This is a genomic window from Methylophaga sp. UBA4204 (assembly GCF_002379485.1).
In the GTDB taxonomy this organism is placed as follows: Bacteria; Pseudomonadota; Gammaproteobacteria; order Nitrosococcales; family Methylophagaceae; genus Methylophaga.
Window position 1 is genome coordinate 1936 of the sequence record NZ_DFTU01000045.1, and the last position, 904, is coordinate 2839.

Annotated in this window: 2 protein-coding genes; one reads left to right on the top strand and one right to left on the bottom strand. The window is 42.3% G+C overall.

Translation table 11 applies throughout. The features are described from left to right. Positions 1-88: 88 nt before the first annotated feature. A complete protein-coding gene (locus B3182_RS06240) occupies positions 89-265 on the top strand; it encodes a ClpXP protease specificity-enhancing factor SspB (protein WP_292752019.1) in 177 nt (58 codons plus the stop codon). Between the two features lies 1 nt (position 266). Here the strand turns inward: B3182_RS06240 and B3182_RS06245 are convergent. Then, positions 267-904, bottom strand: a 638-nt coding sequence (locus tag B3182_RS06245; protein WP_292752022.1) for a sigma 54-interacting transcriptional regulator, incomplete at its 5' end; no start/stop codon positions are given.

Sequence of the window (904 nt, forward strand, 5' to 3'; positions counted from 1 at the left end):
CGGGTTTATTTGGCCGTTGGCATATCCACCGCCAGCAACAACTTCATAATCAAGTGTAAGTTTTTCAGCAAGATTTTCTGGCAAGGCGATGAATTTATTTATTCCGGTTATTGCCATTCAGGCGATTTATGGAAAAGAAAATAACGAAGGTATGTTCTTTCCAGAAGAAGAGCATCCCACGCCTCCACCGCCAACAGCTAAAGAACCAGGTAAACCAACCAATAAAACGACTAATGGCAAGCCAAGCTTAAAACTGGTCAAATAGTTTAAAGCTTGTATTTCTCCATACGATAACGCATTGCCATACGGGTTAATCCAAGCTGTCTCGCCGCTCTGGAAACATTACCTGAACTTCGTTTCAAAGCCGTTTCCAGTAAATATTTTTCCACCTGATCAAGTGTCATTTTTTCGAACTTGGAGCCCCCTTGTTCGTCTTGGTTGTCACGGCCAAATGCTTTCAATGACAAATCATCAGATTCGATGACACTCTGTTTACAGAGCATTACGGCTCGCTCCAAAACATTCTCCAGTTCACGGATATTACCAGGCCAATCATATTGTTGCATTTCACGCATTGCATCATATGCGAGTCTTGGTTGTTCGACACCATAACGTTTGGCAAATTGCTCGATAAAAAACTGTGCAAGTTCCGCTATATCCTGTTGGCGTAACCGTAGCGGTGGCAGCTTAATCTCTACAACATTTAACCGAAAATACAAATCAGCTCGAAACTCGCCCGAAATCACTAATTGATGAAGGTCGCGATTGGTCGTAGCAATAATATGGGAATTCACCGAAATTTCTTTGCTGGATCCCAGTCTGCGAAGCTGTCTACGCTCTATGACATTCAGCAGTTTGGTTTGAGTTGATAACGATAATTCTGCAATTTCATCCAGTAATAACG